This window comes from Streptomyces sp. NPDC026301 (assembly GCF_055567935.1).
The window spans coordinates 148338-172164 of the sequence record NZ_JBVHPN010000001.1 but is presented as its reverse complement, the minus strand read 5'-3'; the positions used below and the strand labels follow the sequence as shown (position 1 = coordinate 172164).

22 protein-coding genes are annotated in these 23827 nt (G+C 72.5%); 8 read left to right on the top strand and 14 right to left on the bottom strand.

Annotated elements, in window-relative coordinates; translation table 11 throughout:
• Positions 1 to 12 precede the first annotated feature (12 nt).
• Positions 13 to 1176 (top strand): acyl-CoA dehydrogenase family protein, encoded by a 1164-nt coding sequence (locus ACZ4MH_RS00760; protein ID WP_351586574.1) that lies wholly within the window; start codon positions 13 to 15, stop codon positions 1174 to 1176.
• On the opposite strand, the gene ACZ4MH_RS00755 is transcribed toward ACZ4MH_RS00760, so the two are convergent.
• The 9 genes from ACZ4MH_RS00755 to ACZ4MH_RS00715 form a co-directional block, all read right to left on the bottom strand.
• On the bottom strand, positions 1154 to 2539 hold the full coding sequence (locus tag ACZ4MH_RS00755; RefSeq protein ID WP_351586576.1) for an LLM class flavin-dependent oxidoreductase: 1386 nt from the start codon (positions 2537 to 2539) through the stop codon (positions 1154 to 1156). The genes ACZ4MH_RS00760 and ACZ4MH_RS00755 overlap by 23 nt on opposite strands.
• Positions 2536 to 4113 carry an ABC transporter ATP-binding protein gene (locus ACZ4MH_RS00750; protein ID WP_351586578.1) on the bottom strand — a complete coding sequence of 526 codons (1578 nt, stop codon included), beginning with the start codon at positions 4111 to 4113 and terminating at the stop codon, positions 2536 to 2538. Before ACZ4MH_RS00750 ends, ACZ4MH_RS00755 begins: the two co-directional genes overlap by 4 nt.
• The gene (locus ACZ4MH_RS00745; RefSeq protein WP_351586580.1) at positions 4113 to 4961 is read right to left on the bottom strand and encodes an ABC transporter permease; all 849 of its coding nucleotides are present in this window, start codon (positions 4959 to 4961) and stop codon (positions 4113 to 4115) included. The genes ACZ4MH_RS00750 and ACZ4MH_RS00745 overlap by 1 nt, the downstream gene beginning before the upstream one ends.
• Positions 4958 to 5911, bottom strand: a complete 954-nt coding sequence (locus ACZ4MH_RS00740; RefSeq protein WP_351586582.1) for an ABC transporter permease — start codon at positions 5909 to 5911, stop codon at positions 4958 to 4960. Before ACZ4MH_RS00740 ends, ACZ4MH_RS00745 begins: the two co-directional genes overlap by 4 nt.
• Positions 5908 to 7548, bottom strand: coding sequence for an ABC transporter substrate-binding protein (locus ACZ4MH_RS00735; RefSeq protein ID WP_351586584.1), 1641 nt, complete (start codon positions 7546 to 7548; stop codon positions 5908 to 5910). Before ACZ4MH_RS00735 ends, ACZ4MH_RS00740 begins: the two co-directional genes overlap by 4 nt.
• A gap of 73 nt (positions 7549 to 7621) precedes the next feature.
• Complete coding sequence (locus ACZ4MH_RS00730; protein ID WP_351586586.1) at positions 7622 to 8797, bottom strand: acyl-CoA dehydrogenase family protein; 1176 nt, start codon at positions 8795 to 8797, stop codon at positions 7622 to 7624.
• A 157-nt stretch (positions 8798 to 8954) separates the two neighbouring features.
• Positions 8955 to 9041 (bottom strand): putative leader peptide, encoded by an 87-nt coding sequence (locus ACZ4MH_RS00725; RefSeq protein ID WP_351586715.1) that lies wholly within the window; start codon positions 9039 to 9041, stop codon positions 8955 to 8957.
• A 100-nt stretch (positions 9042 to 9141) separates the two neighbouring features.
• Positions 9142 to 9684, bottom strand: coding sequence for a PadR family transcriptional regulator (locus ACZ4MH_RS00720; protein ID WP_351586588.1), 543 nt, complete (start codon positions 9682 to 9684; stop codon positions 9142 to 9144).
• A 96-nt stretch (positions 9685 to 9780) separates the two neighbouring features.
• Positions 9781 to 11802: an NADPH-dependent 2,4-dienoyl-CoA reductase gene (locus tag ACZ4MH_RS00715; protein ID WP_351586590.1), complete on the bottom strand. Its 2022-nt coding sequence runs from the start codon at positions 11800 to 11802 to the stop codon at positions 9781 to 9783.
• Between the two features lie 176 nt (positions 11803 to 11978).
• Between ACZ4MH_RS00715 and ACZ4MH_RS00710 the strand changes: the two genes are divergently transcribed.
• Complete coding sequence (locus tag ACZ4MH_RS00710) at positions 11979 to 13160, top strand: epoxide hydrolase family protein (protein ID WP_351586592.1); 1182 nt, start codon at positions 11979 to 11981, stop codon at positions 13158 to 13160.
• 14 nt (positions 13161 to 13174) lie between these two features.
• Here ACZ4MH_RS00710 and ACZ4MH_RS00705 read toward each other — a convergent pair whose 3' ends face one another.
• The gene (locus ACZ4MH_RS00705; protein WP_351586594.1) at positions 13175 to 13360 is read right to left on the bottom strand and encodes a hypothetical protein; all 186 of its coding nucleotides are present in this window, start codon (positions 13358 to 13360) and stop codon (positions 13175 to 13177) included.
• Between the two features lie 189 nt (positions 13361 to 13549).
• Between ACZ4MH_RS00705 and ACZ4MH_RS00700 the strand changes: the two genes are divergently transcribed.
• Positions 13550 to 13912 carry an STAS domain-containing protein gene (locus ACZ4MH_RS00700; protein WP_351586596.1) on the top strand — a complete coding sequence of 121 codons (363 nt, stop codon included), beginning with the start codon at positions 13550 to 13552 and terminating at the stop codon, positions 13910 to 13912.
• Between the two features lie 40 nt (positions 13913 to 13952).
• Here the strand turns inward: ACZ4MH_RS00700 and ACZ4MH_RS00695 are convergent, their stop codons facing one another.
• On the bottom strand, positions 13953 to 14438 hold the full coding sequence (locus ACZ4MH_RS00695) for an Lrp/AsnC family transcriptional regulator (RefSeq protein WP_351586598.1): 486 nt from the start codon (positions 14436 to 14438) through the stop codon (positions 13953 to 13955).
• Positions 14439 to 14497: 59 nt separating this feature from the next.
• Here ACZ4MH_RS00695 and ACZ4MH_RS00690 point away from each other — a divergent pair, with 59 nt between their 5' ends.
• The gene (locus ACZ4MH_RS00690) at positions 14498 to 15784 is read left to right on the top strand and encodes a trans-sulfuration enzyme family protein (RefSeq protein ID WP_351586600.1); all 1287 of its coding nucleotides are present in this window, start codon (positions 14498 to 14500) and stop codon (positions 15782 to 15784) included.
• Here the strand turns inward: ACZ4MH_RS00690 and ACZ4MH_RS00685 are convergent.
• Positions 15684 to 16952, bottom strand: coding sequence for a GNAT family N-acetyltransferase (locus ACZ4MH_RS00685; protein ID WP_351586717.1), 1269 nt, complete (start codon positions 16950 to 16952; stop codon positions 15684 to 15686). The two genes, ACZ4MH_RS00690 and ACZ4MH_RS00685, sit on opposite strands and share 101 nt — an antisense overlap.
• 159 nt (positions 16953 to 17111) lie before the next feature.
• Entirely contained in the window at positions 17112 to 18695 is a 1584-nt protein-coding gene (locus ACZ4MH_RS00680) for an alkaline phosphatase D family protein (protein WP_351586602.1), read from the bottom strand.
• A 213-nt stretch (positions 18696 to 18908) separates the two neighbouring features.
• Here ACZ4MH_RS00680 and ACZ4MH_RS00675 point away from each other — a divergent pair, with 213 nt between their 5' ends.
• Positions 18909 to 19505, top strand: a complete 597-nt coding sequence (locus ACZ4MH_RS00675; RefSeq protein WP_351586604.1) for a TetR/AcrR family transcriptional regulator — start codon at positions 18909 to 18911, stop codon at positions 19503 to 19505.
• A gap of 91 nt (positions 19506 to 19596) precedes the next feature.
• On the top strand, positions 19597 to 20802 hold the full coding sequence (locus ACZ4MH_RS00670) for an MFS transporter (RefSeq protein ID WP_351586606.1): 1206 nt from the start codon (positions 19597 to 19599) through the stop codon (positions 20800 to 20802).
• 14 nt (positions 20803 to 20816) lie between these two features.
• Here ACZ4MH_RS00670 and ACZ4MH_RS00665 read toward each other — a convergent pair whose 3' ends face one another.
• Positions 20817 to 21719: an alpha/beta fold hydrolase gene (locus ACZ4MH_RS00665; RefSeq protein WP_351586608.1), complete on the bottom strand. Its 903-nt coding sequence runs from the start codon at positions 21717 to 21719 to the stop codon at positions 20817 to 20819.
• Between the two features lie 180 nt (positions 21720 to 21899).
• Here ACZ4MH_RS00665 and ACZ4MH_RS00660 point away from each other — a divergent pair, with 180 nt between their 5' ends.
• Together ACZ4MH_RS00660 and ACZ4MH_RS00655 are read left to right on the top strand one after the other, a co-directional pair.
• Positions 21900 to 22787 carry an RNA polymerase sigma-70 factor gene (locus tag ACZ4MH_RS00660; RefSeq protein WP_351586610.1) on the top strand — a complete coding sequence of 296 codons (888 nt, stop codon included), beginning with the start codon at positions 21900 to 21902 and terminating at the stop codon, positions 22785 to 22787.
• A gap of 261 nt (positions 22788 to 23048) precedes the next feature.
• Positions 23049 to 23801: a GntR family transcriptional regulator gene (locus ACZ4MH_RS00655; protein ID WP_351586612.1), complete on the top strand. Its 753-nt coding sequence runs from the start codon at positions 23049 to 23051 to the stop codon at positions 23799 to 23801.
• The last annotated feature ends 26 nt before the right edge of the window (positions 23802 to 23827 follow it).

Genomic DNA, 23827 nt, shown 5'->3' with positions numbered 1-23827 from the left:
AAGGAACCCCGCATGAGCACCCTGGACACCCTCCCCGAGGACGAGCGGTTCGTCGTCGAGACCGTGCACGACTTCGTCAACAAGGACGTCAAGCCCGTCGTCCAGGAGCTGGAGCACGCCAACACCTATCCCGAAGCGCTCATCGAGAAGATGAAGGAGCTCGGCATCTACGGGCTCGCCATCCCCGAGGAGTACGGCGGCACCAAGGTCTCCACGCCCTGCTACGTCCTGGTCACCGAGGAACTGGCGCGCGGCTGGATGAGCCTGGCCGGCGCGATGGGCGGCCACACCGTCGTCGCCAAGCTGCTGCTGCTCTTCGGCACGGAGGAGCAGAAGCGGCGGTACCTCCCGAAGCTGGCCACCGGCGAGATCCGCGCCACCATGGCACTCACCGAACCCGGCGGCGGCTCCGACCTCCAGGCCATGCGCACCACCGCCCGCAAGGACGACCAGGGCTACGTCGTCAACGGCTCCAAGACCTGGATCACCAACTCCCGCCGCTCCGGGCTGATCGCCCTGCTCTGCAAGACCGACCCGGACGCCACCCCCGCCCACCACGGCATCTCCATCCTCCTCGTCGAGCACGGCCCGGGTCTCACCGTCTCCCGCGACCTGCCCAAGCTCGGCTACAAGGGCGTCGAGAGCTGCGAGCTGTCCTTCGACGGCTACCGCGCCGCGCCGGACGCCGTGCTCGGCGGTACCGAGGGCAAGGGCTTCGGGCAGATGATGAAGGGCCTGGAGACCGGCCGCCTCCAGGTGGCGGCCCGCGCGCTGGGCGTGGGCCGGGCAGCGCTGGAGGACTCCCTCGCCTACGCCCAGGAGCGCGAGTCCTTCGGCAAGCCCATCTGGAAGCACCAGTCCATCGGCAACTACCTCGCCGACATGGCCACCAAGCTGACCGCGGCCCGGCAGCTCACCCTGCACGCGGCCCGCGAGGCGGACGCGGACCGCCGCGTCGACATGGAAGCCGGCATGGCCAAGCTCTTCGCCTCCGAGACGGCGATGGAGATCGCCCTCAACGCCGTGCGCATCCACGGCGGTTACGGCTACTCCACGGAGTACGACGTCGAGCGGTACTTCCGCGACGCCCCGCTGATGATCGTCGGCGAGGGCACCAACGAGATCCAGCGGAACGTCATCGCCGCACAGCTGGTCAAGCGGGGCGGGCTGGACTGATCCGGTACCCGGCTGCCGGGTGCGTCTCCGGCAGCCGGGCACCCCGCCCGAACAGCTTCTCCCGCAGCGTCCCCGGCGCGTACTCCCGCTTCAGCAGCCCGCGCTCCTGCAGCACGGGCGCGAGGTGGTCGGCGAAGTCCGCGAAGCTGCCCGGCGTGGTGACGTAACTGAGGTTGATGCCGTCGATGCCGGCGGCCCGCCAGGTCTCCAGCGCGTCGGCCAGCTGCTCGGGCGTGCCGGACAGCGGCCGGGTCCAGGCGCGCGCCCGCAGCGCCTCCCCGAACGTCCACGTCTTGTCCGGCGCCCCCTCGATCAGCGCCCGCACGAACCCCTTCACCCCGTTCGTGTCGATCTCGCCGATCGGCTCGTCGAAGTCGATCTGCGCGAGGTCGATGCCCAGCGAGCCCGACAGGTGCGCGGCGAACCCGTCGAAGCTGGCGTACTCCTCGTACTCCGCGCGCTTGCGCCGCGCCTCCGCCTCCGTACTGCCCACGATCAGCGTCAGACCCTGGAAGAAGAGGAGGTCGCCGGGGGCGCGGCCGTGCCGCACCGCTCGCGCCCGTACGTCCTCCACCTGCGCCTTCGCGCCCTCCGGCGAGATCGCGCCGAGGAAGACGGCCTCGGCGTGGGTGGCCGCGAACTCCCGGCCCGCCTCGGAGGAGCCGGCCTGGAAGAGCAGCGGGGTGCGCTGCGGTGACGGCTCGGACAGGTGCGGCCCGTCCACTTCGTAGTACGTGCCCTTGTGCCGTACATCGTGGATCTTCGCCGGATCGGCGTGGATACGGCGCTCGGTGTCCCGCACCACCGCGTCCTCTTCCCAGCTGCCCTCCAGGAGCTGGTACAGCACGTCGACGTACTCGTGCGCGCGGGCGTACCGGTCGGCGTGCAGGGGCAGCGAGCCGAACCCGAAGTTGCGCCCGGCGCCCTCCAGGTACGACGTGACGACGTTCCACGCCACCCGGCCCTTGGTCAGATGGTCCAGGGTGCTCAGCCGGCGCGCGAAGCCGTACGGGGCCTCCTGCAGTACGGACTGGGTGAAGGCCAGGCCCAGGTGCTCGGTGGCCCCGGCCAGCGCCGCGGCCAGCAGCGACGGGTCGTTCACCGGAATCTGCAGTCCCTCGCGGACGGCGGTCCCGCGGCCGCCCCCGAAGGTCTCGTACGGGCCGACGACATCGGCGAGGAAGAGGGCGTCGAAGCGGCCGCGCTCCAGGATGCGGGCCAGCTCGACCCAGGTGTCCAGGTCCGCGTAGTCCAGCTGGCGGGTGTCCTGGCGTACCCACTGGCCGTGGTTGATGTGCGAGACGCAGTGCATCGCGAAGGCGTTGAAGCGGAGCGGCCGGGGAGCGGGGCGGTCGGTCATCATGAGGCCAGTTCTGTGTCGAAGGCGGGCAGGGCGGCGGACAGCAGCCGTTGCGTGTAGGGGTGCCGGGGGGCGCGGAAGAGGGCGTCGGCGGGGCCGGACTCGACGGCCCGGCCGTCCTTCATGACCAGCACGTCGTCGCTGAGCTGCCGGACGACGCCCAGGTCGTGGGAGATGAACAGATAGGCCACGCCCAGTGCCCGCTGCAGATCGGTCAGCAGGTCCAGGACCTGCGCCTGGATGGAGACGTCGAGCGCCGAGACGGGTTCGTCCAGCACGAGCACCCGCGGGCGGGGCGCGAGCGCGCGGGCGATCGCGACGCGCTGCCGCTGCCCGCCGGAGAGGTGGAGGGGGTGCCGGTCGAGCGTGTCCAGGGGGAGGCCGACCTGGGCGGCCAGCTCCTCGACGCGGTCGACCGGATCGCCGTGGGGGTCCGCCACCCGCACCGCGTCGGCGAGGGTACGCCGCACCGTCCAGCGCGGGTCGAAGGAGCTGAGCGGATCCTGATGCACGTGCTGGATGCCGGGTCTGCGGGCGCGCCGGTCGCGTTCCCGTACGGTGCTCCACGGCTCGCCGTGCAACGTGACCTTGCCCGCGTCCGGCGCTGTCAGGCCCAGCGCGATCCGCGCGGTGGTGGACTTGCCGGAGCCGGACTCGCCCACGATGCCGAGGGTCTGCCCGGCCCGCAGCTCGAAGGAGACGTCCGTGACCACGCGGCGCCCGCGGTAGGACTTGGACAGCCGGTCGGCCTTGAGGACGACGTCCCCGTGCCCCGGCTTCCGGACGCTCCGGGCGCCTGGTCGAGCGCCCGGTCGGGCTGCCAACAGCTGCTGTGTATAGGGATGCTGAGGGCGCGTCAGTACTGACTCCACCGGGCCCTGCTCGACGATCTCGCCGTCCCGCATGACCGCCACCCGGTCCGCGATCCGTTCCACCGCCGCCAGGTCGTGGCTGATGAACAACAGCGCCCGGCCCCGGCCCGCCGCCGACGCGAACAGGTCCAGGATCTGTGCCTGTACGGTCGCGTCCAGGGCCGTGGTCGGCTCGTCGGCGATCAGCAGCGGTGGATCCAGGGCGAGCGCCGAGGCGATCAGCGCGCGCTGCCGCAGCCCGCCGGACAGCTCGTGCGGGCGCTGCCCCGCGCGCAGCTCCGGCTCCGGGATGCCCGCCTCCCGCATCACCTCCAGCACGCGTGCCCGCCGCGCGGCCCGGCTGCCGTAGCCGTGCAGCCGCAGCGCGTCCTCGATCTCCTTGCCGACCGGGCGCAACGGATCGAGCGAGACCAGCGCGTCCTGCAGCACGAAGCCGACCCGCCGGCCGCGCACCGCCCGCCAGCGCCGGTCGCGCCACGCGCGTACGTCCTGCCCGTCGAACTCCAGCCGCTCCGCAGCGACGTGAGAGCCGGGGCCGGTGAGTCCCGCCAGCGTGCGTGCGGTGACGCTCTTGCCCGAGCCGGATTCGCCGACGAGCGCGAGGGATTCGCCGGCACGTACGGTGAGGGACACGTCCCGTACGACGGGCCGGCCGCCGAAGCGCACGCTCAGATTGCGGACGTCGAGTATCGGTACGTCGCTCATCAGCTGCTCCTGGAGTCGAGCCGGGCCTGCAGCCGGCGGCCCAGCACGGTGGTGGACAGGGTGGTCAGGACGATGAACAGGCCGGGGAAGAGCGAGGCCCACCAGGCCAGTTGGAGGTAGGTGCGGCCGTCGGCGAGCATCGCGCCCCACTCGGCGGCGGGCGGCTGCGCGCCGAGCCCGAGAAAGCTGAGCGAGGACGCCCACACCACGGACTGGCCGATGCCGAGCGTGGCGAGCGCGACCAGCGGACGCAGCACGTTGGGGAAGACGGTACGGCGGACGACACGCAACGGGTGGTGGCCCAGACCGTGGGCCGCCTCCACGTACCCGGACCGGACGACGCCGGACGCCTGGGCGCGGATCAGCCGGGCGTACCCGGGTGCCTCGCCGATGCCGACCGCGATCGCCGCGGTGGTGACGCCGGTACCGAACACCGCGATGAACAGCAGCGCGAGCAGCAGACCGGGGAAGGAGAACAGCACCTCCAGCACCCGCCCGACGACGAAGTCAGCCACTCGCCCGCCGAGCGCGGCGAGCAGTCCGAGCAGCGTGCCCAGCCCGAGCGAGATCGCGGTGGCGCTGACGCCGATGAGGAGGGACTGCCGGGCGCCGTGGACCACGCGGGCGTACACGTCGCGGCCGTTCTGGTCGGTGCCGAACCAGTGTGCCGCTGACGGCGGTTGGAAGAATTCTGCGGGCCGGATCGCGTCCGGCGCGTGCGTGGCGAGCAGCCCGGGGGAGATCGCCGCGAGGACGACGAGGACGAGGAAGAGCGCGGCGGCGCCGGCTCCGGGGCGGAGGGACGGCCGGGCGCGGGTCCTGGCGGGCGAGAGGGTGAGGGCGGTCATGCGGGGAGCTCCCGTACGGAGGTGCGGACACGGGGGTCGACGGCCGCGTGCACCAGGTCGACGATCAGGTTGACCAGCACATACACCGTCGCGATGAGCAGGACGATGCCGGTGGTCAGCGGCAGGTCACGGGCGAGTACGGCGTTCAGCAGCGCCCGCCCGATGCCCTGCCGCGCGAACACCGCCTCGACGACGACCTCGCTGCTGAAGAGCGCGCCGACCGCCCAGCCGGACAGCGTCAGCGGCGGCAGCAGCGCGTGCCGCAGCGCCCGCCGGGCCTTCACCGCGCCCGCGCTCATGCCGCGCAGCCGGGCCGAGGTGACGAACGGCTGGTCGAGCGCGGTGAGCAGGGCGGTACGGGTGACCTGCCCGAGGTAGCCCGCGAGTGGCACGGCGAGGGTGAGCGCGGGCAGCACGAGCCCGGCGAAGCCGGTACCGCCCGCGACCGGGAACCAGCCGAGCCGGAACGCGAAGGCGTACAGCAGCACCACGCCCAGCCAGAAGTGCGGCAGCCCGGCCGAGACCGTCTCCAGGCCCGACCCCAGCGCCGCGGCGAACCGCCCGCGGCCGACCGACAGCAGCACCACGGCCCCGGCCAGTACCCACGCGAACAGCAGCGCGGTCACGGTCAGTTCGATCGTGTCCGGCAGCTGGCCCGCGATGACCGTGTCCACGTTCTCCTTGAGGGAGGTGGACACGCCCAGGTCGCCGGTGAGGATGCGGCCGAGGTGGTGTGCGTACTGGAGCGGCAGCGGCTGGTCCAGGCCGTACGCGTGCCGGGTCGCGGCGATCGTCTCGGGCGTCGGGTTGCTGCCCGCGCCGCCGCCCAGCAGCGCCATCACCGGATCGCCGGGCACCAGGTGCAGGGCGGCGAAGGTGACGGTCGCGGCGGCCCACAGGACCAGCGCGGCGCCGCCCACCCGGGCGGCGATCTGTCGGTGGAGCGTCATCGGGAGACCACCCAGGCGTCGTAGAGGTAGGGCAGGGACAGGGCCGGTTCGAGCGTGGCGCCGCGCGCCGAGGCACGGCCCGCCGCGAGCCTGGTCGTCTGCGGATAGAGCGTCAGCTGGTAGGCGCCGGCCGAGACGATGCGCTGGGCGCGGGCGTACAGCCGCCGCTGCTCGGCCTCGTCGGTGCTGGAGAGCGCGGCCCGCAGGAGACCGTCGAGCTTCGGGTCGCGTACGTAGGAGGAGTTGGAGTGGATGCCGTTGCGGACGGCGTACTCGCTGCCGAACATCGTGCGCAGCACGTCCGGCGTGTTGGTGTTCCAGTAGCCGTCCCGCAGGTCGTACTCGCCCTTGTTGTAGCGGTCCGTGACGGTCGCGGTGTCCAGGCGCAGCAGCCGCAGGTCGAAGCCGACGGCCTTGGCGGTCGCCTGGATCTGCTCCATCAGGGCCAGTTGATTGGGGCTGATGTCGGACTTGAGCAGCACCTCGGCGGTGAGCCTGCGGCCGTGCTGGGTGCGGTAGCCCGCGCTGTCGCGCCCGGTCCAGCCGGCCCGGTCCAGGAGGCGGCCCGCGGCGGCCGGATCGTAGGTCCAGGCGTTCTCGTACCCGGGGTCGTACGCCTGCGTGACATAGCTGAGCGGCCCGCCCGCGCGCCGGTACTGCCCGAAGAACACGCTCTTCAGGCCGTCCTGCACATCCGCCGAGCGCAGGAACGCCTCCCGTACGCGACGGTCGTCGAACGGCGGGCGCGCGGTGTTCAGCGCCAGGTTCGTCGGATTGCCGGGCCGGTCGCGGACGACCACCCGCAGCCGCTCGTCCTGCTGCGCGAGCCGCTGGTCCTCGGGCGGCAGCGCGTCGATCACATCGACCTGGCCCGACTGCACCGCGGCGAACCGCGTCGCGGGCTCCGGGATGAAACGCCAGACGACCTTGCGCACATGTGCCGGGCCGCGGTGCTTCGCGTACGGCGGCGGCGAGTTGTAGCGGTCGTTCCGTACGAGGACGACATCGCTCTGGCGGTTCCAGCGCCGCACGACGAACGGCCCTGTGCCCACCGGCGCCGCGCAGTTCGCCTCCTTGCTGCGTTTCAGCGCTTTCGGCGACTCCATGCCGAGGAACGCCTGCGCAAGCATGTGCAGCAGCGGCGAGTACGCCCGCTTGAGGTGCACGGTCGCCGTCCAGCGGCCCTCGACCGTCGTCCGCTCGTACGGCTGGAGATAGCCGCCCGCCGTGCCCGACTGGGTGTCAGGATCCACCATGTGATCGAAGTTGGCCTTCACTGCGGCGGCGTCGAAGCGCGTACCGTCCGTGAACCGCACGTCCTTGCGCAGCCGGAACGTGTAGTCCTTGCCGTCCGGCGACACCCGCCACGACGTCGCGAGCCAGGGCCTCACCTGGCCCCGCCCGTCCAGCGCGACCAGCGAGTCCAGCACCTGCATGGCGACGTACGCCTGCGGCATGTCGCCCTGGACGTGCGGGTCCAGACAGGTCGGCTCGCGGTCCGTCGCGTACACGAGGGTGCCGCCGGAGGCGGGACGGGCGCCGAGCGCGGTGGTCGCGGTCTGCGGGCCGCAGGCGGTGGTGGTCAGCGCGAGGGCGCAGGCGGCCGCGGCCGCGCGGATGAGGGTTTTGCCGTACACAGCGGGGGCTCCTCGGAGCGGGATGCAGGGAGTCGGGCGCGTCGGAAGGAGATCGGGCGCGTCATCGGGCGCGTCAGAAGAAGCCGTTGAGCGGCGGGGTCCGCCCGTTGAGGTGGTAGTCGCCCGCGACCCGCGCCTTGTGCGGGATCGGGTTGTGGCTGGAGAGCGTGCGGGCGTTGCGCCAGTGCCGGTCGAAATTGTGCTCGCGCAGCGTCGCGGAGGCACCGCCCACGTCGTACAGCCGCTCGGCGGCCCGCAGCGACGCCTGCGCCGCGACCACCTGCGCCTGCGCGACCTGCACGGCCGCGTCGTGCAGCGCCTCCTCCGTGCCGGCGATGCCGTCGGGCCCGGTCTCGGCGAGCGCGTCGTCCACGGCCGCCGCGGCCCGCAGTACGGTCGCCTCGGCCCCGTACGCGAGCGCCGCGATCTCGCCCACCGCGTGCTGGACCAGCGGATCCTCCACGGCCCGCGCCACCCCGGCGTGCTGCACGGCACGCGCCTTGTCGCGGGCGTGCGCCACCGCGTCGCTCAGCGCGTTCTTCGCGATGCCGGTCTGCACGGCGGCCAGATACAGCTGGAAGTACGGCGCCAGGTGCGTGCGCCGCTCCCGCCAGTTGCCCTCGATGATGATCTCGTCGGGCAGCACGCGCACGTCCTCCAGGACGGTCGTGCCGCTGGCCGTGGTGCGCTGGCCCATGCTGTCCCAGTCGTCGAGCAGCCGCAGCCCCTCCCGGTCGCTCGGCAGCAGTACCCGGACCCGCTGGTCGTCCTCGTCCAGCGCGGTGACCAGCACATGGTCGGCGAAGAGGCTGCCGGTGCTGTAGAACTTCGTGCCGTTGAGGCGGTACGCGTCGTCCTCGTCGGGGGAGCGGGTCAGCCGGGTCTCGATGTCGCCGGGGTGCGCCGTACCGCGTTCCGACGCCGCGTTGCCGATCAGCGCGCCTGCCACCACCGCGGGGAACCACCGCTCCCGCTCGGCGTCCCCGCCCTGGCTGATCAGCTGCTCGACGAAGCCGAAGTGCGGGCGCAGCGCCTGCGCGACGTTGGAGTCGGCGGCGGCCAGATCGATGACGATGCGGAAGAGGTCGGCGAAGGTGCCGCCCCGGCCGCCGTGGCGGGCCGGCACGCGCAGTGCGCCGAGGCCGCTGCGGCGTACCAACTCAACGGATTTATAAGGGAGTTCGCGAGACGCCTCCAGGTGTGCGGCGTCCGCGGCGAGCGCTGCGTACAGCTCGTCGAGACCGGTCAAGAGTTCCTCATTTCCGGGCATACCGGCGCGAGCGCGCACGGCGTGAGCACCGGATGTCCGCAGCACGGCGCGGAAGAATCCGGTGTGAACCCTCGGCAGAAAGCGGGAATCAACGCCTCAGAAGGCGGAAGAGGGACGGGCGGGAGAAACGGCCCCGTCAGGCCGTACGGCGACAGGCAGCGCTGGAAACGCGCGCGAGGTCAACATGACGTCGCTGCGTGAGATCCGGTCGCTCCTGAGGCATATCCCGATTCAAGCAGGTCAGGGGCGGTGCGGTCGAGACGGTATCGGCGAGGGCGCGATAGGGAAGCCCTTTCACCGGGTCGGCCGGCCGGTGCTTCGCCTCAGCTCTCCAGCGTTTCCAATTCGGCGACGGACGCCGTCAGCCACTCCACCCAGAAACGCTCCTGGGCAATCCCGGCACGCAGCACGAGATGCTGCATACGGTCCGCGGGGGCCGTCTTCTCGGGGCGGAGGAAGTCGCGGGTCTCGATCTCCAAGTACTCCGCCAACTGCGCCTCGTGCAGCGCGAGATGGCGGCGGAATTCCTCGGTGAGCCCGGTCGCGCCGACGACCGCGGCGGCGCGCAGCCGCAGCAGCAGTGGATCGCGGTTGGCCTTCGGGTCCTGCCGCTCGGCCACCCACGCGGTGAGCGCCTCCCGGCCGGCCGGCAGCACCTCGTAGTCCCGCTTCTGGCCGCGCGAGGGCTGGGTCTGCGGCAGGGCGTGGATCAGCCCCGACTCCTCCAGCTTGCGCAGTTCGCGGTAGATCTGCTGGTGGGTGGCGGACCAGAAGTACCGGATGGACCGGTCGAACCGCCGCGTCAGCTCCAGCCCCGACGACGGCTTCTCCAGCAGGGCCGTGAGGATCGCGTGCGGGAGGGACATGGCGGTCGGCCTTCCTGGAGGGCGGTCGTGCGCTGCCGGGCTTGCGGGTACCGACGGCCGTACGCGGCCACCGGTACCCACGATCCTAGGCGGCTCTCAGATGTCCGCCGCCAGTCGCGTGCCCTGCAGGATGGCGCGCTTGGCGTCCAGCTCCGCGGCCACGTCGGCACCGCCGATGACGTGCGCGGTGTGCCCGGCCGCCAGCAGCGCGTCGTACAGCTCGCGGCGCGGCTCCTGGCCCGCGCACAGCACGATCGTGTCGGCCGCGAGGACGGACTTCTCGCCGTCGACGGTGACGTGCAGCCCCTCGTCGTCGATGCGCTCGTACGTGGCGCCCGGCGTCATCGTCACGCCGCGGTGCCGCAGCTCCGTGCGGTGGATCCAGCCCGTCGTCTTGCCCAGCCCCGCGCCGACCTTGCCGGTCTTGCGCTGCAGGAGGTGGACCGTGCGCGCCGCGGGGGCCCGCACCGGCGCCTTGAGCCCGCCACGCTCCTCGTACGAGGTGTCCACGCCCCACTGCGCGAAGAACGCCGCCGGGTCCAGGCTCGCCTGTTCCCCGCCGTCCGTCAGGAACTCCGCCACGTCGAAGCCGATGCCGCCGGCGCCGACGATCGCCACCGTCCGCCCGGCCTCGACCCGGCCGCTCAGCACGTCGAGGTAGCTGACCACGCTGGGGTGGTCGATGCCGGGGATGTCCGGCGTGCGCGGCGTGACGCCGGCCGCGACCACGATCTCGTCGTACCCGCCCGCGCCCAGGCTCTCGGCGGTCACGGCCGTGCCGAGCCGCACGTCGACCTTCAGCTCCTCCAGCCGCGTACGGAAGTACCGCAGCGTCTCGTTGAACTCCTCCTTGCCCGGGATGCGGCGGGCCACGTTCAGCTGCCCGCCGATCTCACCGGCGGCGTCGAACAGCGTCACGCCGTGGCCGCGCTCGGCCGCGGAGACCGCGAACGCCAGGCCCGCCGGGCCCGCGCCGACCACCGCCAGCTCCTTGCGGCGCCGGGTGGGGGAGAGGGACAGCTCGGTCTCGTGGCAGGCCCGCGGGTTGACCAGGCACGAGGTGATCTGCCCGGAGAAGATGTGGTCCAGGCACGCCTGGTTGCAGCCGATGCAGGTGTTGATCGCGTCGGCGCGGCCCTCGCTCGCCTTGGCGACGAAGTCGGGGTCGGCCAGGAACGGGCGGGCCATCGACACCATGTCCGCGCGCCCCTCGGCGAGCAGCCGCTCGGCGACCTCGGGCGTGTTGATGCGGTTGGTGGTGATCAGCGGGATCTTCACCGCCCCCATGACCTTCTCGGTCACCCAGGAGAACGCGCCACGCGGTACCGACGTCGCGATGGTCGGGATGCGGGCCTCGTGCCAGCCGATGCCGGTGTTGAGGATGGTCGCGCCGGCCGCCTCGACCTCCTTGGCGAGCTGTACGACCTCGTCGTAGGTCGAGCCGCCGGGCACCAGGTCCAGCATCGACAGCCGGTAGATCAGGATGAAGTCCGGGCCGACCCGCTCGCGGGTGCGCCGCACGATCTCGACGGGGAAGCGGATGCGGTTCTCGTACGAGCCGCCCCAGCGGTCGGTGCGCTGGTTGGTGGGCGCCGCGATGAACTCGTTGATGAGGTAGCCCTCCGAGCCCATGATCTCCACGCCGTCGTACCCGGCCTGCTGCGCGAGCGCGGCGGCCCGTACGTAGTCCTCGATGGTCTGCTCGACCTCGTCGTCGGTCAGGGCGCGCGGCGTGAAGGGGTTGATCGGCGCCTGTATCGCGCTGGGCGCCACCAGGTCCTCGCTGAAGGCGTACCGCCCGGTGTGCAGGATCTGCATGGCGATCTTCCCGCCCGCGCGGTGCACCGCCTCGGTCACCTGCGCGTGTTCGGCGGCCTCCGCCTCGGTGGTGAGCTTGGCGCCACCGTCCATCGTGCGGCCCTGCTCATTGGGGGAGACGCCGCCGGTCACGATCAGCCCGACGCCGCCGCGCGCCCGCTCCGCGTAGAAGGCGGCCATCCGCGCGAACCCGCCCGGCGCCTCCTCCAGGCCGACGTGCATCGAGCCCATCAGGACCCGGTTGGGCAGGGTGGTGAACCCCAGGTCGAGCGGGCTCAGCAGGTGGGGGTACGGGCTCATCCGAAGTCTCCTCGCGCGCACAGTGCCGACGAGCTTCGTTTCTAGACCAGCGGAGCCGGTTATGCAACATGTTGCATAATGAGGCGTAGGTCACGGAGGGGCCGCCGGGCGGTCGGCTCGCCCGCCTGTCGCCCTTGAGGACACAAGCTGACCGCAACGACTCCTACGGTCGCCGCATGACAAAGGACATGACAAAGGACACGACGAGGGACGCAGGGGCCGACGCCGTCCGCCCGTTCCGTATCGAGATCCCGCAGACCGACGTCGAGGACCTGCGCGACCGGCTGGCCGGCACCCGCTGGCCGCGGCGGTTGCCCGGCGACGGCTGGAGCCGGGGCGTGCCCGTGACGTACCTGAAGGAGCTGGCGGAGTACTGGGGGGACGGGGGCTACGACTGGCGCGCGGAGGAAGCCCGGCTGAACGCCTTCCCGCAGTTCCTGACCGCCATCGACGGCCACGATGTGCACTTCCTGCACGTCCGCTCGCCCGAGCCGGATGCCCTGCCGCTGCTCCTCACGCACGGCTGGCCCAACTCCTTCGTGGAGTTCGCCGACCTGATCGGGCCGCTCACCGATCCCCGCGCACACGGCGCCGACCCCGCGCACGCCTTCCACGTCGTGGTGCCCTCCGTGCCGGGCTTCGGGTTCTCCGCGCCGCCGCAGGACACCGGCTGGTCGGTCGGACGGGTGGCGCGCATGTGGGCCGCACTGATGCACCGCCTGGGATACGAGCGGTACGGCACCCAGGGCGGCGACCTCGGCGCGTACGTCGCACCCGCGGTCGCGCAGGCCGCACCGGAGCACGTCGCCGGCGTGTACGTCGTCAGCGGCCTCGGCATCCCGACCGAGGCCGATCTGCCCGAACTCACCCCGGCCGAGCGGGAGGTGTACGCGCGGATGCAGCAGTGGTCATGGGGCGTCGACCACCACGGTCTGCTGCGCGCTGCGCCGCAGACCTTCTCCTACGGCTGGCAGGATTCTCCCGTCGCCCAACTGGCCTGGCTGCTCCACAAGTTCCACGACTTCGGCGGAGCCGGGCCGGCGGAGCCCGACAAGGTCATCGACCGGGACCTGCTGCTGACCAACGCGTCGGTGTACTGGTTCACCGGTACCTCCGGCAGCTCCTCGTGGTTCATGTACGAGAACAGCGGAGACGGCCCGTTCGCCTGGCCCGAGGGGCAGACCGCCGTGCCGACCGGCGTCTACAGCGGGCCGCCCGGAATCCGCCGCCTCGCCGAGCGGCACAACCGCATCGCCCACTGGCCGGAGGACAATCCCGCCGGCCATCACTTCATCGCCATGGACGAACCGGGCGCGCTGGCCGCCGACATGCGTGCCTTCTTCGCCGAGGTCCGCTGAGGCGCTCCGTGGAGTCAGGCGGCAGGGCGGAGCTGGATCTTCCGGCCGGAGCCCTGCCGGAAGGTCTCCAGCGCCGTGCCGAAGTCGTCGAGCCCGTACGAGTGCGCGCCCAGGTCCCGCGGCAGCACGTCGAAGGCGTGCACCGCCCAGGACAGCGGCTCGATCAGCGGGCCCTGCGTGAGGTCCACGCTCTCCGGCACGGGACGCGCTGGACGAGTAGCTCCGCTGTGTGACCGTGGCCCCGGCACATGCCCCGGCCACGGTCACGGTCCGTGACGAAATTCTTCGGTCGGTTTCGATCGACGCGCCCTGCTGGCGCCCTCACCGCGTCATCATGGGGGCCGTGAGCCGGTGCGGCCGGTGAGTGGGGTGGAAGGGAGGCGGCCGGGATGCTCGTGAAGACCCCGACCGACAGGCGCGTACGGATCGAGCGGTGGCCGGTTCCCGCCGGTTCGCCCACCCTGGCGAAGCTGGCCGTGGTGGGCGTGCTCGACGGTGACAGTGTGTCAGGACTGTGCGACGCCACCGCGGCGGTCATGGCGGGCGGCAAGCGGCACCTCCGGCTGGACCTCGCCGGCGTCACCTCCTGCGACAACGCCGGTCTTTACACCCTGCTCGGCGTGCAGAGCGCACTGCGCTCCATGGGCGGCAGCCTGGTGCTGCTCCGCCCGAGCCTGCCCGTCCACGCCGGTCTCCGCGCCGCCCGCCTGCATCTGCGGCTGGTCATCGCGCCGCCCGGCTCGGTGATGTAACAGCCCGTCCCGGTGCTGCGGCGGCCAGTCCGCGGCCCGCTCAGCCGACCGCGTCCGCCGGCGGCAGCAGCGGGCCGCACGCCCAGCGCTGGAAGACCAGCCGGGTCTCGACCCTGGCCACCTCGCGCCGGGCGGTGAACTCGTCCAGGACCAGCCGCTGGAGGTCGGCGGCGTCCTGCACGGCGACGTGGACGAGATAGTCCTCGGGCCCGGTGAGGTGGAAGAGGGAGAGCGCCTCGGGCAGCGAGCGGATGCGCTCGACGAACGGGCCGACCAACTCGCGGCGGTGCGGCCGCACCTGCACGGACAGCAACGCCTGCAGCCCGCGGCCGAGTTTCGCGGGATCCAGGCGCAGTTCGTGTCCCAGGATCACGCCGCTGCGGCGCAATCGGGTCACCCGGTCCAGACAGGTCGACGGCGCGACGCCGACCGCCGCGGCCAGATCGCGGTACGTGGTCCGGGCGTCGTTCTGCAACAGGCGTAAGATCTCCAGATCCACCGGATCGAGACGCACAGAGTCGGCCATGTACCGAACGTAACACGGAAGTTGACCATCCGGTCAGGGGCCCCGACCAGCATCGGAGCATGACCCGATCAGCCGCGCGGCCGGACCGCGCCATCACCGCCGTCACCGCCCCCGACCCCCTGCCCCGCGCCCTGGCCACCGAAGCCGTGCACGCGGGCCGCGAGGACCTCGCCGCGCAGGGCCTGCACGCGGCCCCGCTGGACCTGTCCACCACGTACCCCTCGGCGGACAGCCGCGCCGAGGCCGCCCGGCTCGACGCCTTCGCCGCCACCGGCGCCGAGTTCGAGGGCCCGCCCGTCTACGGCCGGCTCGGCAACCCCACCGTCGCCCGCTTCGAGACCGCCCTCGCCCGCCTCGAAGGCACCGAGTCCGCCGTCGCCTTCGCCAGCGGCATGGCGGCCCTCACTGCCTGCCTCCTCGTCCGGCACGCCGAAGGACTGCGCCACGTCGTCGCCGTCCGCCCGTTGTACGGCTGCAGCGACCACCTGCTGTCCGGCGGGCTGCTCGGTACCGAGGTGACCTGGACCGACCCGGCCGGCATCGCCGACGCGCTGCGCGCCGACACCGGCCTGGTCATGGTCGAGAGCCCGGCCAACCCCACGCTCGCCGAGACCGACCTGGCGGCCGTCGCGCACGCCTGCGGCTCCGTGCCGCTGCTGGCCGACAACACCTTCGCCACCCCCGTACTGCAGCGCCCCGCCGAGGCCGGCGCGCGGCTGGTACTGCACAGCGCGACCAAGTACCTCGGCGGCCACGGCGACGTGCTGGGTGGCGTGGTGGCCTGCGACGAGGAATTCGCGCGGCGGCTGCGGCAGGTGCGGTTCACCACCGGCGGCGTGCTGCACCCGCTCGCCGGCTACCTGCTGCTGCGCGGGCTGGCCACCCTTCCCGTACGGATGCGGGCCGCGTCCGCCACCGCGGCGGAGCTGGCCCGGCGGCTCGCCGCCCATCCCGGCGTGGCCCGGGTGCACTACCCGAAGCTCGGCGGCGCGATGGTCGCGTTCGAGGTGCGCGGGGACCCGCACGAGGTGACCGCCGGGGTGCGTCTGATCACCCCGGCGGTCAGTCTCGGCAGCGTCGACACGCTCCTCCAGCACCCGGCCTCGATCAGTCACCGCGTCGTCGAAGCCGCCGACCGCACGGCCGGCGGCATCTCCGAACAGCTGCTGCGGCTGTCGGTGGGCCTGGAGGACGTCGAGGACCTGTGGCAGGACCTGGACGCGGCACTCGGCGGTCCGGGCGGCCTCAGCGGCGCGCTGCCGCGTCCGGCACGGCGGGAGCGGGCAGCGACCGGCCGACGGCGCGCGGCTCCGGCCGGCGCCGCAGCCCCGCAGGCCGGGCCGTGATCACCAGCGTGCCCTCCTCGACCTGGTAGTCCAGCGGCAGCCCCAGGCCGCGCATGGCCGCCACCATCCCGGTGTTGGACGCCTGCGTGATCGCGTACACGCTCTCGCAGCCCGTCTCGGCGGCCATCCCGACCAGCCGCTCCAGCAGTTCGGCGCCGATGCCGCGGCGCTGCCACGCGTCCTCCACCAGCAGCGCCACCTCGGTCTCGTCGCCGTCCCACAGCAGGTGGCCCAGCGCCACCAGCCGCCCGGAGGCGGTCTCCACGGCCAGCGTGCGGCCGTGCCGCGGGCTCAGCAGGTGGTCGAGGTAACGGCCGGCGTCCTGCACCGGCCCGTGGTAGCGCAGCGACAGCGTCCGCTCCGAGCAGCGGTCGTGCATCTCCCGGGCGGCCGCCAGGTCGGAGGGGTCGGCGCGGCGCACGGTGATGGGGCTGCCCTCGGGGAGGGTGAGGGTGTCCCGGCGCTCCGGGACCCGCTGGCCGAGCCGCGCGTCCAGCTCCACCAGCGCCCGGACCCGGGCGAACTCGGTGGGGGTGAACGGCAGCTGCGGCCGCTCGATGGTGAGGGAACCCCCGGACGGGTCGCGGAACTTCATGGTGTGGTCCTCAAGTACGCCGTCGTCCGGCACTCGTTCGGCCAGCAGCTCGCCCTTCAGCGTGCGCGCGGGTACCGAGTGGATGGTGCAACGGCCCAGCAACTGCCGCAACGCCAGAGGCAGTTCCGCGGAGTCCAGAGCCGTTCGGGTGGCCAGGGACAGCATACGGGCCGGCGCGTCGACCAGATCATGGGCATCGGCGCGTTCCAGCCAGGTGTCCCGGCCGCCCGCCGCGGTCACCGCGCCCGCCAGTACGCCCCGCTCCGGAGTGCCCGGCACCCGCAGCAGGAACTCGTCCACCGTGCCGTCCGACAGCGGATGGGTCTGCAGGCTCAGGATGTCCACCCGGTGCGCGGCCAGCGCCTGGCAGAGCGCGGCCAGGCTGCCCGGCTCGTCCCGTACGGTCGTCCGCATGCGCCACAGCGTCGTCTCGGGGAGCTCCGCGCCCTCGGCGAGGGCGGGAGCCGACGAGGCCGCGGCGCCGGTATCGCCCGGCGGGGGAGCGTGTTCGTGGCGGCGTGACCACCCGAGGGGGCGGCCGGCGGCGAGGCGGGCGGCCGCCCGCCGCCACATCGAACGGCGGGCATGGCAGTGCTGGATTTCCTCAGTCATGCACTCCAGCATCACCGACCGGTGTTGCATGATCACAAACGCTCTGTGTCCGCCAGGTAAAGGAGACAATTGCCCCTCCCGGCACCTTCGAACCAATCGAACCAATCGAGCCGAACGCCGCTACTGTCCGACTCGCCCCGGTTGCAGGGTCTGGCTGAACAGCACCTCGCCGCTGTCCTGCCGCAGGCGCACCGTCAGCTCCCCGCTCCCGCCGTCGATGTCGATCTCGCCGAAGTACTGCGGCGTCTCGGCCGGCGAGGTGTTCGCGCGGTCCGGCGCCTTGAGGAACCGCTGCTCGGGCCCGAACGTCCCGTCCAGCTTCAGCGCCTGGAACCCGCCCGCGTTCAGCGGCCCGGAGACGAACTCCCAGAAGGGCTCGAAGTCCTTGAACGCCGCCCGCGACGGGTCGTAGTGCTGCGCCGAGGTGTAGTGCACGTCCGTCGTCAGCCACACCGTTCCCGTGATCCGCCGGTGCTTGATGTGCCGCAGCAACTCCGCGAGCTGCAGCTCCCGCCCCAGCGGCTGCCCCGGGTCGCCCTGCGCCACCGCCTCGAAGCGGGTCTTGCCGTCCGGCACGACCAGCCCCAGCGGCATGTCGGACGCGATCACCTTCCACACCGCGCGCGACCGCGACAGCTCCCGCTTGAGCCACCGCAGCTGCTCGGCGCCCAGGATGCCCTGCGCGTCCTCCGTCTGCCGCCCGTCGGAGTTGGCGTTCCGGTACGTCCGCATGTCCAGCACGAACACGTCCAGCAGCGGCCCGTGGTTGACCACCCGGTACACCCGCCCCTGCCCGTCCGGGCGCAGCGTGCGGATCGGGAAGTACTCGCTGAACGCCCGCAGCGAGCGCGCGGACAGCACGTCCGCGTCCTTCACCGTGTACCGGTCGTCATCCAGGATCTGCCCCGGATACCAGTTGTTGTGCACCTCGTGGTCGTCCCACTGCGTGATCGTGGGCACCTGCGCGTTGAACCGCCGCAGGTTGTCGTCCAGGAGGTTGTACCGGAAGGCGCCGCGGAATTCGGCGAGGGTCTCGGCGACCTTCGCCTTCTCCTCGGTGGTCACGTTCCGCCAGACCCGCCCGTCGGGCAGCGTCACGCTGGCCTGGATCGGCGAGTCGGCGTAGATGTTGTCGCCGCTGCACAGGAAGAAGTCCGGGTTCCGGCGCCGCATCTCCTCGTAGATCCGGTAACCGCCGCGGTCGGGGTTGATGCCCCAGCCCTGCCCCGCGAGGTCACCGGACCACAGGAACCGCACGCCCTCGCCGCGCTTCACGGGCGCCGTGCGGAACGTGCCGGTCACCGGCTCGCCGGTGTGCCGCGGGTCGTCGGGGTCGGCGAGCGTGACCCGGTAGTGGATCTGCTCGCCGGGCGGCAGGCCGTGCAGCGAGGTGACCCCGGTGAAGTCCGTGCCCGCGCCGGTCACGGGGCCGTGCCAGGTGCGCGCGTTGCGGAACGACTCGGTCGCCGCGGTCTCCACCGTCATCCGCGCCGGGCGGTCCGACCGTACCCACACCAGCCCCGAGCCGGTCGTCACATCACCCACCTGGACGCCCCAGTCGGCGCTCGGCCGGCCGGTGCGCGCCTGAGCGGGGGCCGCGCAGCCGATCGCCGGCAGTGCGAGCGCCGCGGACGCGGCCGCCGCCCCGTGCAGCACCGAACGCCGCCCGAAGGCTCTGTCGCCTGCTGCCGCTCCCTGCGCCATGTGATCCTCCGTTGCTCGGTGTTCTGTGCTGTCCTGTTCGTACCGGTGCCCGGTGCCCCGTAACCGAACGCACAGTGAACAACCAGGTGACGCGGCACGGAAACGCGGAACCGGCCCATGGTCGCAAGCGGGCGGGGCAATGGCCAGGGTCCACGCCATTGCCCGCGCACTGAGTATTGCACCAGGCGTTCCAAAACCTGATATGGTGCTCGCATGGCCCGACCGAGGATGTTCGACGAGGAACGGGCCCTGGACGCCGCGATGCGCACTTTCTGGGCGAACGGCTACGAAGCCACCTCGACCCAGGACCTGTGCGCCGCCACGGGCCTGGGCCGCAGCAGTATCTACAACACCTTTCACAGCAAGCACGACCTGTTCACGCGCGCACTGGCCCGCTACATCGACGCCATGACGATGCGTCAGCTGGGCATCCTCGACGACCCGGAGCGCGCGCCGCTGGACCGCATTCGGGCGCTGTTCGCCGCGGTGATCGACGACGAGCTCGGCAATCGTGCCGACGGCCGCAGTCCCGGCTGCCTCACCGTCAACACCACGGTCGAGCTGGCCGGCCGGGACGCCGAGGCGGCGGCGATGCTGGAGCACGACACGGCGCGCCGGCTCGGCGCCCTGCGGGCCGTACTGGAAGCCGGGCAGGCCGGCGGCGAGATCGCCGCCACCCGGAGCGCGGAGGCGCTCGCCCGGTTCATCAACGCGGTGATCGGCGGCATGCGGGTCTCCGGCCAGGGCGGCGCGGACCGCGCTGTCCTGGAGTCCATCGCGGAGACGGCCGTGGCGGCGCTGCTGCCTTGAAGTACGCGGGTGCGGGGGCGCGTTTTCTGCTGCCCAAATTTTGAACCGATCGATCCAAAACAATCAGCGACGCACACCAAGGAGCACATCCGTGCCACGTGCCATCTACGTCCTCGCCCTCGGCATCTTCACCATGGTGACCAGTGAGTTCCTGGTCGCCGGGCTGATGCCGCAGATGGCGGCCGGGCTGGACGCGACCATCCCGCAGATCGGGTACCTCATCACGGCCTTCGCGGCGGCCATGGCGCTCGGTGGCCCGTTCCTCACCGTGGCCCTGCTGAAAGTCCCCCCGAAGCGCGCGCTGACCGTACTGTTCGCCGTCTTCCTGGCGGGCAACGTACTGGCCGCCACCGCCTCCGGCTACGCCGTCATGATGGCCGCCCGCATCGTCACCGGCATCGCCTCCCAGGCGTTCTTCGGTGTGGCGATCTCGATGTGCGCCCAGCTGACCCGCCCGGAGGTCCGCGGCCGGGCCGTCTCCGTGGCGCTCAACGGACTGATGCTCGGCACGCTCCTCGGGCTGCCGCTGTCCACCCTGGCCGGCGAGCACTTCGGCTGGCGCGCGGCGTTCTGGGCCGTCGCCGGGCTCACCGTACTCGCCGCGCTCGCCACCGCGGCCGGCGTGCCGCGCCTCGAACACGCCGAGGAGAAGGTGGACTTCCGCGCCGAACTGGCCGTCTTCCGGCGCCCCCGGCTCTGGCTGACGCTCTCCACCAGTACGTTCGTCATCGGCGCCACGTTCTCCGCCTTCAGCTACCTCAATCCCGTCCTCACCGGGATCACCGGGTTCGGTGCGGGCACGGTGCCGCTGCTGCTCATCGCGTACGGCGCGGCCACCGTCCTCGGCAACCTCGTCGTCGGCCGCCTCGCCGACCGGTACACGCTCCCGGTCCTGCTGACCGGCCTGACCCTGAACCTGCTCTTCCTCACCGGCTTCGCCGCGCTGGCCGGCTTCCGGGTGCCGGCCGTGCTGTGCCTGCTGGGCATCGGCCTGGTCGGGGTGACCATGAACCCCGCGCTGGTCACCCGCGTCCAGCGGGCCGGCAACGCCCGCCCGCTGGTGAACACCGTGCACTCCTCCTTCATCACCTTCGGCGTCATCGTCGGCTCGTCCCTCGGCGGCCTGGCCATCGGCCCCTTCGGGCTGCGGGCTCCGCTGTGGCTGGGCGCGGCGCTGGCGGCGGTCGGCATCGCGACGCTCGTACCGGATGTGGTGCGGCGGGCGAGGCCGGCGCCTGCCGAGGACGTGGACGCCGTGGAGGCGGCGCCGCCGGCGCCGGTGTGCCTCGTTCAGTGAGCGGGCGCTGCGGGTCAGCGCACCCCGGCCGGTGCCACCGTGTCGAGTATGACCCTGGCGACCAGGGCCGGGTCGTCGTTCATGGGGACGTGGCCGCAGCCGGGGAGGCGGACGAGGCGGGCACCCGGGATCACGCGCTTGGCCCGCACTCCCTGGCGGGGCAGGAGCAGCCGGTCGCGGGTGCCCCAGCCTATGGTCACGGGGACGTCCGGTATGTCGTGGCGGAACAGCACGCCGGGGCCGCGCCCCGCGGCGAGCGTGGCGGCGAAGCCGGGCGCCTCCCGCAGCGCGCGGGTCTCCGCCGCCACGGCGGCCGGTGAACGGCGCCAGGGGCGTGCGTAGATCGAGCCGGTCAGCGCCGCCCGGCCGGCCGCCGAGCGGGCCAGCACCTCGACCACCGGCGGCGGCAGGGCCCGCGCCCCGGCCCGCATCCCCGTCAGGACTCCGAAGGCGTAACGGCGTTCGGCCTCCGTCCAGAAGCCGGCCGGCGACAGCGCCGTCACCGACCGCACGGCCCCGGTGAGCCCCAGTTCCAGCGCCAGCAGCCCGCCGAGGGAGTTGCCCACCACGTGCGGCCGCTCGACGCCCAGCGCCGCGAAGGTGTCGGTCAGCAGCGGGACCACCGACGCCAGGCCGTACGGCACACCATCCGGGAGCGCGGGGGAGGCGCCGAAGCCCGGCAGGTCCAGCGCGATCACGTCGTGCGACGCGGCCAGCACGCTGAACACCGGCTCCCACGCCTGGTAGTGGTGGCCGATGCCGTGCAGCAGCACGACCGGCTCGCCGGCGCCCTTGCGCTCGTACGCGACCGTGAACGGCGGCCGGCCGTCGTCGGGGGAGACGAGAAGGGAGGAGGCCGTGGCGATCGGAGCGGTCCTGGTCGTGGAGGCGGTCGGAGCGGTCCTTGCGGTCGTCATGGGGGCTCCTTCGAGGGGGATTCGAGGGGGAGGGGAAGCCGCTGGGGGAGGGCCGAACGCGGGGGCGGCCCAAGAGACACCATGTCAGCAATCGTTACCGGTGGGTAGCGGGCGGACGCGAATTCCCCGGCCGCGCTGAATCCGCTGGACAAGGCGCAAGCGTACGGGTGGGATGAGGGAGTGCTGACCGACGCCGCGACCGATGTCTTCGAAGAACACCGCCCCGTGCTCCAGGGCGTGGCCTACCGCATGCTCGGCCGGGTGGCCGATGCCGAGGACGTCGTCCAGGAGGCGTGGCTGCGCTGGTCGGCCGCCGACCACGACGCGGTACGGGAGCCGCGCGCCTACCTCGTGCGGGTCACCACACGGCTCGCGATCGACCGGCTGCGCCAAGTGCAGGCCCGGCGCGAGGCGTACGTGGGGCCATGGCTCCCCGAGCCCGTCGCGACGGACTTCGGCGGCGCCGTCCCGGACAGCGCCGACCGCGCTGTCTTCGCCGAGTCCGTCACGCTCGCGGTCCTCGTCGTCATGGAGTCCCTCTCGCCGCTGGAGCGCGCCGTCTTCGTACTGCGCGAGGCGTTCGGCTATCCGTTCGCGGAGATCGCGTCCGTACTGGAGCGGGGCGAGGCCGCGGTGCGCCAGTTGGCGGGGCGGGCCCGGCGCCACGTGGAGGAGCGCAAGCCGCGCTTCGAGGTGAACCCCGAGCGCCAACGCGATCTGACCGAGCGCTTCCTGGCCGCCGCGGCCGGCGACGACCTCCAGGGGCTGATCGGCCTGCTCGCCGAGGACGTGCGGCTGGTCGGCGACAGCGGCGGCAAGGCCAAGGCGCCGCTGCGCGTCATCGAGACGGCGGACAAGGTCGGGCGGTTCCTGGTCGCCGTCTCCAAGGACCCGGCTGCGGACATGCGGTTCGGCTTCGCCGAGCTCAACGGCGGGTTCGCGCTGGTGGCGCGGGTCGGCGGCCGGGTCGACACGGTGTTCCAGCTCGACGTGGCCGACGGCCGCATCCAGACGGTCTACGTCGTCCGCAACCCGGACAAGCTGACGGCGGTACCGGCAGCGGCCTGAGATCGCCCCTCTGCAGGGCCGGCGGCCGGTGTGCCGCCGGCCCTGTCGCGCTCCCGCACGCCCACCGGCCGTCTCCAACCGTGTTGAGTCGGTCACGCTACGGCATCGGATGGCCCATTGGTCTTGACCAAGTGTGGGGTCGCTCATATCGTCGCAGGCATACTTCAACAACCTTTAATAAAGAAGCGCTCAAAACCCCTGGCCGATGCCGGGGGCACCCCCGGGGGACGGACCCGGGACACGGCGAACGCGGAGGACAGGGTGGGGACCACGCAGCTCGACACGGTGCAGGAACCGAAGTACTGGCACCTCAAGACCGTGCTCACTGACGCGCTCGACTCGGAGTTCGCGGTCGGCGAGGTGCTGCCGAACGAGCGGGACCTCGCGGCCCGCTTCGGGGTCGCTCGCGCCACGCTCCGGCAGGCGCTCGAACAGCTCGAACTCGAAGGCAGGCTGCAGCGCCGCCGCGGCGTGGGCACCACGGTTGCGCCGCCCCGTATGGGCGTGCCCGTGGACCGCTCAGGACACAGCTGGCCCGGCGCGCCCGGCGACGCCTGGCAGCCGGTCGACGCGGCGGCGGTGGACGGCGGCGCGGTCCCGGCGGCCGTCGCGGAGCCCCTCGGGGTGGGCGCGGGCGACACCGTGCACATCGTGCGGCGCACGCGGGTCGACAACGGCCAGCCGGTCGCTGCCGAACTGCTCTACGTACCGGCCGAGTCCGTCCCCGGCCTGGCGACGGCCGCCGCCACCGGCCCGGTGGCCCGCGCCCGCGCCGTACTGCAGGAACTGCAGCGGCTCGACCTGGACGGCGAGGAGCGCGCCGTGGAACTGGGCTCGGCGCGCGCCGAGGACGCCAAGCAGCTGGACCGGCTGCCCGGCGCGCCCGTACTGGTGGTCACCACGCGCTATGTGACCGGCGGCCGCACCACCGCGGTCTCCGTCTCCACCTACCGCGCCGACACCTGCCGCCTCACCTTCGGGGACCGCGACGACCTGGCGGTACTGACGGGCTGAACGGCTCACCGGTAGCTCAGCGGCCT

Excerpts from the sequence above, each read along its gene's own strand:
- ACZ4MH_RS00685 (WP_351586717.1), bottom strand. The coding sequence starts at position 16,952 with ATGTGGCGGCGGGCGGCCGCCCGCCTCGCCGCCGGCCGCCCCCTCGGG.
- ACZ4MH_RS00755 (WP_351586576.1), bottom strand. The coding sequence starts at position 2,539 with ATGATGACCGACCGCCCCGCTCCCCGGCCGCTCCGCTTCAACGCCTTC.
- ACZ4MH_RS00725 (WP_351586715.1), bottom strand. The coding sequence starts at position 9,041 with ATGCCTCAGGAGCGACCGGATCTCACGCAGCGACGTCATGTTGACCTC.
- ACZ4MH_RS00720 (WP_351586588.1), bottom strand. The coding sequence starts at position 9,684 with ATGTCCCTCCCGCACGCGATCCTCACGGCCCTGCTGGAGAAGCCGTCG.
- ACZ4MH_RS00665 (WP_351586608.1), bottom strand. The coding sequence starts at position 21,719 with ATGACGACCGCAAGGACCGCTCCGACCGCCTCCACGACCAGGACCGCT.
- ACZ4MH_RS00740 (WP_351586582.1), bottom strand. The coding sequence starts at position 5,911 with ATGACGCTCCACCGACAGATCGCCGCCCGGGTGGGCGGCGCCGCGCTG.
- ACZ4MH_RS00700 (WP_351586596.1), top strand. The coding sequence starts at position 13,550 with ATGCTCGTGAAGACCCCGACCGACAGGCGCGTACGGATCGAGCGGTGG.
- ACZ4MH_RS00750 (WP_351586578.1), bottom strand. The coding sequence starts at position 4,113 with ATGAGCGACGTACCGATACTCGACGTCCGCAATCTGAGCGTGCGCTTC.
- ACZ4MH_RS00745 (WP_351586580.1), bottom strand. The coding sequence starts at position 4,961 with ATGACCGCCCTCACCCTCTCGCCCGCCAGGACCCGCGCCCGGCCGTCC.
- ACZ4MH_RS00715 (WP_351586590.1), bottom strand. The coding sequence starts at position 11,802 with ATGAGCCCGTACCCCCACCTGCTGAGCCCGCTCGACCTGGGGTTCACC.
- ACZ4MH_RS00695 (WP_351586598.1), bottom strand. The coding sequence starts at position 14,438 with ATGGCCGACTCTGTGCGTCTCGATCCGGTGGATCTGGAGATCTTACGC.
- ACZ4MH_RS00690 (WP_351586600.1), top strand. The coding sequence starts at position 14,498 with ATGACCCGATCAGCCGCGCGGCCGGACCGCGCCATCACCGCCGTCACC.
- ACZ4MH_RS00680 (WP_351586602.1), bottom strand. The coding sequence starts at position 18,695 with ATGGCGCAGGGAGCGGCAGCAGGCGACAGAGCCTTCGGGCGGCGTTCG.
- ACZ4MH_RS00760 (WP_351586574.1), top strand. The coding sequence starts at position 13 with ATGAGCACCCTGGACACCCTCCCCGAGGACGAGCGGTTCGTCGTCGAG.
- ACZ4MH_RS00675 (WP_351586604.1), top strand. The coding sequence starts at position 18,909 with ATGGCCCGACCGAGGATGTTCGACGAGGAACGGGCCCTGGACGCCGCG.
- ACZ4MH_RS00710 (WP_351586592.1), top strand. The coding sequence starts at position 11,979 with ATGACAAAGGACATGACAAAGGACACGACGAGGGACGCAGGGGCCGAC.